The following is a 1,346-nucleotide window of genomic DNA, read 5'->3' as shown; positions in this document are numbered from 1 at the left end:
CACCCTGCAGGAACAGAGCGCCGCGGCGCGCGACGCGCTGGCCGTGGCCGTCCGCGACGGGCTGGTCAGCACCGGCAGCCTCGACAGCACAGATCTGGCTGCCCAGGCTCGCCGGGCTGCCGCCGGCGCCGAGCAGGCCCAGGCCGCGGTCCGCGACGCGCTCGCCGCCGCTGCCCTGGCCCAGGACCGCACGGCCGTGGAGGCCGAACGACGCGACGCCGAACGATCCCTCGACCTCGCCCGCAGCACGCTGGAGCAGCTCCTCGCCCGGGTCGCGGCCGTCCATGCCGAGGCGGCGGCAGTACTCGCCAACGGTCGGATCGCCGCCCTGCTCGGCGGCGAACCGGCAGGGAACGGCGAACCGGCTGGAGACGGCGCGGCAGCCGGCGACGGCGCAACGCCGGGAGACGGCCTGTCCGGGGCGGCCGACACGCTGGCTGCCGTGGCCGAGGCCGCGGCCCGCCAGGTCGCCGAGGCGATCCGGGCGGCCGAGGCACGGCAGCTGGAACTGACCGTCGCCGCCGACCGTGACCGCCGGCTGCTCGGCGCACTCGGCGGTGACGGTCTGCGCCCGCCGCGCGTGGAGGTCACCGCCACCGTCGAGGCGCTGCACGGCGCCGGGATCGCGGCGGTCGCCGGGTGGACGAGGCTCGCCCACACCGTGCCCGCCGCCGACCGCGATCAGCTCGTCCAGGCCCGTCCGCACCTGGTCGACGGGGTGGTCGTCACCGACCGGACCGGACTCGCCCGGGTACGCGACGTCCTGGCCGAGGCCGCGCTGCTCCCCGACACGATCGTCGCCGTCGGGCTGGCCGAGGACCTCACCGACGCGGCACCCGAGGCGGACGCCGAGCGGGTCGTCCTGGTCCGGCCCAACCCGGCGCTGTACGACCCGGCGGCGGCCGCGGCCGAGCGGGAGCAGATCCGGGCCCGCCAGGACGAACGGGCGGAGCTCGCCGCGGACCTGCTCGCCCGGATCGCCGCCGACCGTGACCTCGCCGTGGCCCTCGCCGCCTGGCAGCGCTCCTGCCCAGCTGGCCACCTCACCCGTCTGGTCGCCGAAACGACCGCCGCCCGCGACGCCGTCGCGGCCATCCAGGCTCGGCTGGTGACCGCGTCCGCTGCGGTCATGCAGGCGGAGCAGACGGCCCGGGACGCGCTCGGAAACGTCGAACCGCTGCGTGCCGCCGCGGAAGCGGCCACCGCCCGGGCCGGCGCGTTGGAACGGCTGGCCCGGGCGGTCGGCGAGCCGGCGGCTCTCGACCGGGAGGCGGCCCGGGCCGGTGCCGTCGCCGCGGACAACCTCGCCGCGGCCCGCGCCGCCCAGGACCATGCCGGTGCCGCCC

At 78.5% G+C, this 1,346-nt stretch carries 1 pseudogene; it reads left to right on the top strand.

Going from position 1 to position 1,346, the window contains the following annotated elements:
• Positions 1-1,346, top strand: a pseudogene (locus tag ND747_RS16370) (hypothetical protein); the annotation flags it as partial.

It is taken from the genome of Frankia sp. R82 (assembly GCF_023716925.1).
Taxonomy (GTDB): domain Bacteria; phylum Actinomycetota; class Actinomycetes; order Frankiales; family Frankiaceae; genus Frankia.
This window is presented reverse-complemented; position numbering and strand designations above follow the sequence as displayed.